7 protein-coding genes are annotated in these 6,772 nt (G+C 58.7%); 6 read left to right on the plus strand and 1 reads right to left on the minus strand.

The window, feature by feature from the left end:
• From ABX749_RS16385 to ABX749_RS16395, 3 genes are all read left to right on the plus strand, one after another.
• Positions 1-340, plus strand: a 340-nt coding sequence (locus ABX749_RS16385; protein ID WP_372896917.1) for an ExbD/TolR family protein, incomplete at its 5' end; no start/stop codon positions are given.
• A gap of 4 nt (positions 341-344) precedes the next feature.
• The gene (locus tag ABX749_RS16390; RefSeq protein WP_372896918.1) at positions 345-791 is read left to right on the plus strand and encodes an ExbD/TolR family protein; all 447 of its coding nucleotides are present in this window, start codon (positions 345-347) and stop codon (positions 789-791) included.
• 422 nt (positions 792-1,213) lie between these two features.
• The gene (locus ABX749_RS16395; protein ID WP_372896919.1) at positions 1,214-2,374 is read left to right on the plus strand and encodes a hypothetical protein; all 1,161 of its coding nucleotides are present in this window, start codon (positions 1,214-1,216) and stop codon (positions 2,372-2,374) included.
• 47 nt (positions 2,375-2,421) lie between these two features.
• Here ABX749_RS16395 and ABX749_RS16400 read toward each other — a convergent pair whose 3' ends face one another.
• Entirely contained in the window at positions 2,422-3,309 is an 888-nt protein-coding gene (locus ABX749_RS16400; protein ID WP_145218220.1) for an AraC family transcriptional regulator, read from the minus strand.
• A gap of 259 nt (positions 3,310-3,568) precedes the next feature.
• Between ABX749_RS16400 and ABX749_RS16405 the strand changes: the two genes are divergently transcribed.
• The 3 genes from ABX749_RS16405 to ABX749_RS16415 form a co-directional block, all read left to right on the plus strand.
• Positions 3,569-4,795 carry a DUF1559 domain-containing protein gene (locus ABX749_RS16405; protein ID WP_372896922.1) on the plus strand — a complete coding sequence of 409 codons (1,227 nt, stop codon included), beginning with the start codon at positions 3,569-3,571 and terminating at the stop codon, positions 4,793-4,795.
• Between the two features lie 79 nt (positions 4,796-4,874).
• Complete coding sequence (locus tag ABX749_RS16410; RefSeq protein WP_145218218.1) at positions 4,875-5,075, plus strand: hypothetical protein; 201 nt, start codon at positions 4,875-4,877, stop codon at positions 5,073-5,075.
• 36 nt (positions 5,076-5,111) lie between these two features.
• On the plus strand, positions 5,112-6,772 hold a 1,661-nt coding region (locus ABX749_RS16415), incomplete at its 3' end, for a tetratricopeptide repeat protein (RefSeq protein ID WP_372896921.1).

Here is a 6,772-nt window from a genome sequence, read left to right on the forward strand (position 1 = left end):
GATCATCTTCTTCCTGGTGTCCAGCCACTTGGCGCGACAGGAGTCGCGATTGCCCGTCGAGCTGCCCGTCGCGTCGACGCACAACCCGCTCAGCGTCGACCCGGTCTCGGTGACCATCACCGTCAATCGCGACCGTCAACGACTCGTCGGCGGCAAAGTCCTCGACGACGCAGCGCTCGATGCGATCCTGAACGATGTGGTGCGTCGTGACGGCGAATCGGCGTCGCTGCGAATCCGCACCGACGGCGCCGTCCCCTATGGAAGCATCGAGCCGATCTTGAAAGCATCGGCCGAACTCGGCCTGTTGGATATCAAATTGGCCGTCAAAGAACAGGGCTAGCGTGATGCGATTACCCAGCCATGGTCGAACGGGTGCCTTGGAAGTCAAAATGACGCCGATGATCGACGTCGTTTTCTTGCTGCTGATCTTCTTCGTCTGGACCAGCAGTTTCGAGACCCCCGAGTACGACTTGCCGAGCGTCTTGGCCGAAGTCCCCGCCGGCGGCAGCGAAGCCAACACCGACCAACCGCCTCCGGTGGAAGCGTTTGACGAGATCGTGGTCAAGTTGATGGTGCGGAACGGCTTGCCCGTGATCGAGTTCGGCGGCCAGCGGATCGACTCGATCGAGGTGTTGCAATCGCGGTTGACGGAAGTGATCGCATTGGGCGTGCAGCCACCGGTGATCATCGACCCGGAGAGCGAAGTCACGATGGAACGCACGGTCGCCGCCTACGACGCCGCCCGGGCCGCCGGCGCCGACCGCGTCCTCTACGCCACCGCGGCGGACTGAGCGTGGCGTAAGCTTCCAGCTTGCGAATCTGGGAATCGCCTGAAGGCTAGACACCAACATGCGCTGGTGTCCAGGCTTGAGCCGCGCCGGGTCGCTGCTCCGCCTGCCGATTCCGCGATCGCCGCTCATTTGTTGCAGACGCGTCGCGGGGGCTGTATGTTGGCCCCGTTAGATTGACAGCTTCGAGACGACAACGAAACAACAACAGTGCACACGACCAGTGCACGCAGACAGCGCACACAGACAGTGCACGTGCAACACGAGGCGGGACACCGATGCGATTGACCAGCTTGCTTTTCCTTCTAGGCGCCGTATTCGTTCTCGGGAATTGTCCGACGAACGCTCAGACGCTCCAGTTCAGAGAGGTACTCCATTCTGACACTCAGGTCCCTGGATTTGGCCCCAACACCACCGCAAGCTTTGTGCGTTCCGATGGAGACGAAGACGTCTTTATCGCATCGGGTTTCAATGCGACAACGAATCAAAATGAATTCGGGATCATCCGCCGCAGCTCCGACGGAAGCTTTTCGACACTGGTCGATCACAACACCATCGTGTCCCATCCGATCTTTTCCGGGACGACGACCTTCAGTTTCATTGATGCCGTCGACGTTTTCGAAAACGACGTGTTCTTTAGCGGCCGGGTGAGCACGGATAACTACCTTTATCGTCTCGGTTCAGGCGGCACACCGCAACTGATCGAGCAAACGGGAACATCGCCGCGAACGTTCCGAAACCTTCGGGTGCTGGCCAACGGGGACGTCGTGATGCACGGCTCGGGGACCTCCTCCGTTTTCAACAACCCGGGTTTCTACAAGAATTCCGGCGGAACCAACACAACGATCGCCAACCGCAACACGGCGGTTCCCTCGGGCACCGGAAACTTCGACATCGACAGCTTTCAATCCTCGCGAGGTGACATCGGCAAGAATGGTTCCATTCTGTTCCATGGCAACAACGGCGCCGGCTTGTCCGGCGTCTATTCCGACCGATCCGGAACGCTGGAAAAGATATTCGATACCAACGATTTCATGCCTGGTACCGGCGAGCAATTTCTGGGTTTTGCCGATACCGAGATCGACAACAACGTCGCTTACTTCGCAGCCGCAACGGTCAACGCGTCGAACAATCGAATTGGCTTTTATTCCGTCGACGAAGCCGGCAATTTTGACACCCTGGTCAACAACGACACGCCTTATGGAGACGATGAGTTTCTGAATTTCGATACGTTTTCGTTGGCCGTCAATGGTGACGCGGCCGTGTTCCGTGCCGTGACGGACAACGACCCGGAATTGGTGACGTACTACAAAGTGGGTTCCACCTTTGGCGAATTGGCCCGCGTCGGTGATGTGATCGACGGTCGTCAAATCTCGTTTCTCGCTGGAGCATCGGCCGCCGAGGAGGGTGAGTTTTACATCTCGTTCCGTTTTACCGACAACACCTTGGGGACCTACCGCGTAGCCGTTTCCGCGGTGCCAGAGCCATCCCTGTTTGCCCCGATTTTGATCGCAGCGGGTTGCTGCCTGACGCAGCGGCGGCATCGCAAACGCGTGCGGTCGTCGAGGTCTTCGGCAACTGTTTGACATGTCCCAGTCAATTGATGCCCTTCGGTCCCATCCGTTCTCGCAGATTAATTTGTTTCCGGCAATGACGAACTCTCGTGTCGACTGACCAGTTTGGACGGCGCGACGCCATAGACGCGTTTGAACGCTCTGGAAAATTGAAACGGGTCCGCGAACCCCATCACCTCCGCGACATCCCGGACTTTCATCTGTTCGTGCAGCAACAGTTCGGCCGCATGGTGCATCCGCAATCGAATGAGAAACTGATAGGCGCCGATCGATGCATGTTTCTTGAACAGACGTGAGATGTAGATCGGCGTGACCTGACAGGCTTGGGCAACTTGCTCGATCGTCGTCAGATCCAAAAAGTTTTTCTCGATGAATGCGCGAACGTGCTCGTAAGTTCGAAAGGATTTTGGAATCGACTTTTCGCCGGTCGTGATCTGCCGCTGACGAATCTTCATCAGCAAGGTGCGGGTGACCAGTTGGCAGATCTCGGGTGAAAAGCGAGTGTTCTCACCCGCTTCGCGATCGATCGTGTCCCACAGCTCCGTCAATTCTCCGACCCGCGCCGTGACCACCGGTTTGCCCCTCAACAAACCGGCCGCGGCAACCAGCGACTTTGCCTCCCAGCCCGAGATATCCAGATAGTATTTTCGCATCGCTCCAGGCGGTGCATTCTCGATGCGATGCCGAATGCCCGGGCCGTAGGCGAACGCCATGCCGCGAGAAAGACGAAAACGCTTGCCTTGCAAGGTCAACCAGCCGTGGCCTTCGGTGACCAATTCGATCCCGAAGTATGGAAAGCCTGATCGTTCAACGATGTAGTCGGGCAGCATCCGCTCCACGCCGCCGCAGACCACCGACAGCCGTTGATCCGGCGGGGGATTCAAGTCCAGGTAAAACCGTTTGGATTCCCTGGTTTGTCGCGAGATGAAATCTGGATCGCGTCCCATGCGGGGGCCTCCGACTGTTCACAAAAGACGACCGAATCCATCAATTTCCGCGTCGTTTTTCAGTTTAAGAATAGCTATCTCTGTTTGAGCTTGGCTATGTAAAAAATCTTCCAAGGGGCGACATTAGCTCATTCTCATCACATCTGTGCGCCTCAATGCCCTGCTCCATTCGCCACACCCTTTTTCCAGAGGTCAATTGTAGCGGTGTTTTCCGGCGTCCACAGCCACCTCATTTCCGTATTTGGAGAGCCTTTTCATGATGCCTCGGACCTATGCCCGCAAGGGATTCACGCTCGTCGAACTGTTGGTGGTGATTGCCATCATCGGGATTCTTGTGGGGCTGTTGCTGCCCGCCGTCCAAGCGGCACGGGAGGCGGCTCGACGAATGAGTTGCAGCAACAATTTCAAGCAGATCGGAATTGCGATGCACAATTACCATGCCGCCTACAAGAGCCTTCCGATGCACGGCGGCGGGACCACCGACAACATCACTCGGCACATCTGGCGTCCCTCGGAGATTTCCAATAACGGCCGTCTGAGCTATCTGGTCGGGTTGACTCCGTTTATGGAGCAACAAGGTATTTGGGATCAGATTTCGAATCCCAACAATCGTGACTCACTCGGCAATTCGCCTCCCAACGCGAGCGGCAATGGTGGCGCCGAGGCGCTTCGCAACGGTGCCAGCTTCTCTCCGATGGGCCCGACTCCGGATGAAATCCTCTACACGCCCTGGGCCAGTGAAATCCCCACGCTTCGCTGCCCGAGCGATCCTGGAGTCGGTCTTCCGGCCTTGGGGCGAACGAACTACGCCGCATGCTTGGGCGATTCTGCCGAGCGGGCTCACCAGGGGGCATGGGGGAACGGCTCGGCACCGCTGGGTCGACCGAACCAGACGCTTTCGATCGAGATCAACGGGGCCGGCCGCGGCGTGTTCGTGACGCACAAATCGATGAAATTCCGTGACATCCTTGATGGGCTATCCAACACGATTGCGGCCGGGGAAATCGCGACCGACCTGGGGGACAAAGACACGCGCACGATCGCGACCAACCGTGGTTGGTCGTTCATCCGCAACTTCCCGCCGACCGATTGCGATGCCCTGGTCGATCCCGATCGCCCACGTTTCTGGGCTCCGACCACGGCGACCGTCGGCGCCACCAGTGGCCGCGGATTTCGCTGGGCAGAGCACATCCCGAACTCCTCCGGCTTCTTCACCGCATCGCCTCCCAACGACCCGATCTGCACCGAACAGAACGCCGGCAACTCGGGTTGGTACACCGCCTCGAGCCGTCACCAGGGCGGGGCGCATATCCTGATGGCCGACGGTGCAGTCATCTTCATGACCGATTCGGTCGAGTCGGGAGACCAAAACGCGCTCGGGATCAACGCCTATCGTACCCCGGGTGCAAAGAGCCCGTACGGGTTGTGGGGCGCACTTGGAACCCGCGCGGCATACGAGACGATTGAAGAACAGCTGAATCAATAACAGCGTTGCCATTGGACTGCCGCCCGCGTCGGGGGCGGCAGTCGTTTCCTTTTTTCATCCGAAACTCACATCACTCAATATGTCAAAATTATTTCACGGGCTGTTGCTCGCCGCGTCTTGCTTCCTGTTGGTCGGCTGCGGGAGCGAAGGCCCCACCAGCGTCGTCGAAAACGCCCAGCAATCCGATGTCGACGAATACAATCGAATGCTGCAGGAGGAGCAGGCCCAGATGAAGGCCGGCATGGAAGCGGCAGCCAAGGAAGGAATCAAGGACTACTGAGCAGACCACGAGACCATAGTGTGAGGAGGGCCTGCAATGAGATCGATCACAGAGACGACCTTCAGGCTCTCCACTTTTTTGGTTGCGCTATTGCTCTCAGGTGGATGCGGCAAGCCTGGCGATTCGGCGTCACAGGGCGCCGCGAGGTCGACTGTCGCGGCGGCGACGGGCGACTCCAGAGACGCCGCGATCGATCGCCTTCGGCAAGCCATGGACGGGCGTCGGTACGCGACGGCGGAGAAACTGGCCCGCGAGGCAATGCTGCGGTTCCCCCACGACGTCGTGATTCTGCGTCTGGCGGCCGACGTCGCATTTGCCAATGGCCAGCCGACCGTCGCGGCGGAACTGGTCGCCGAAGCCGCCATCGCGGACGGATTCGCCGATGAGCAGTTGGTCCAAAATGCCGTCTTGGCGTTTGTGGGGACGGGGCAGTTGTTCGAACTGATCGACCTGTTGGACCAAGTCGTCGCCGCGCATCCGGAACGACACGAGTCGCGACGATTGCTCTTTGATTTTTTGGTCAATGCCGAAGACCACCATCGCGCGACGCCACACGGCAGAATCCTTGTTCGCGAGCGCCAGTTCGATCGTGTCCTATTGTTTTCACTTGCCACGATCGAACAACGCAACATGGAAACCAATTCCATGCAGGAGCTGCAAAAGCGAAACCCAGACGACCCTCGACTGAAAATCGCCGAGGTCCGTTCCTACGTCGACTCGGGACAGTGGAACGAGGTCGAACAGACGATACTGGAAATCTTGCGGTATAGCCCGGACTACATACCGGCCCAGATCCTGTTCGGTCAGTACATCGTGTATTCGAATCAACTCGGCCGGATCGACCAGTGGCTGGCTTGTGTCACGGACGAAACGAAAGACCGTTGGCAGTATTGGGCGCTGCTTGGCGATGTCGCAAGACAAAAGGGAAACCTCGAACAGGCCGCGCGCGCCTATCGAGAATCCGTTCGTAAAAATCCCGATGTCGGTGAAGTCCTGGCGAAGCTGGCGCGATGTCTGGAGCAACTCCGACGCGACGGAGCATCGATTGACGAAGCGATCATCACGGTGGTCAATCAACGCGCCCAACTGCTGAGTCGATTCAGCCAGGAGAAAGAACGACTCTACAAACTCGGGAATCGGTCCAACGCGATTATCGTCCAGATGGCCAAGACCCTCGTCGAACTCGGACGCCTATGGGAAGCGGAAGCTTGGACCGCCTACGCCATGACGATTCCCGACGACGATGCACCATCGGTCCGCGCGATGCGGCAGTCGATTGTCGACAAACTCACCGCGGACACTCCTTGGCGCCACGCCCCAGACCCGCTGCTGGCGACATTGGATCTAAGGCACTATCCGACACCGGAGAGCCAACTGATCGCGGGCCCGACATCGAAAAAGACGGAATCACTGATCCGACGGTCGGTCAAACCCGTGCTGCGGGACGAGACCGACCGGTTGGGCTTGGCCATCGAACGCAACGCCGATCGACCGGATCGCGACTCCGAGGGGGTGCCCTTGTATGCGCAGATGGAATCGGGAGGCTGCGCGATCGACTTTGACCTCGACGGATGGCCTGATCTGTATGTCGCGGCTGCCGGCGGCACGCCCGGAAAACTCGACTCACCCAATAATTCGATGTTTCGCAATCTGGCTGGCCGCTTCGCTGACGCGACCCACGCGACGCTCGCCGGCGA

This window comes from Stieleria sp., assembly GCF_041595215.1.
In the GTDB taxonomy this organism is placed as follows: domain Bacteria; phylum Planctomycetota; class Planctomycetia; order Pirellulales; family Pirellulaceae; genus Stieleria; species Stieleria magnilauensis.

Excerpts from the sequence above, each read along its gene's own strand:
- ABX749_RS16400 (WP_145218220.1), bottom strand. The coding sequence starts at position 3,309 with ATGGGACGCGATCCAGATTTCATCTCGCGACAAACCAGGGAATCCAAA.
- ABX749_RS16410 (WP_145218218.1), top strand. The coding sequence starts at position 4,875 with ATGTCAAAATTATTTCACGGGCTGTTGCTCGCCGCGTCTTGCTTCCTG.
- ABX749_RS16390 (WP_372896918.1), top strand. The coding sequence starts at position 345 with ATGCGATTACCCAGCCATGGTCGAACGGGTGCCTTGGAAGTCAAAATG.
- ABX749_RS16405 (WP_372896922.1), top strand. The coding sequence starts at position 3,569 with ATGCCTCGGACCTATGCCCGCAAGGGATTCACGCTCGTCGAACTGTTG.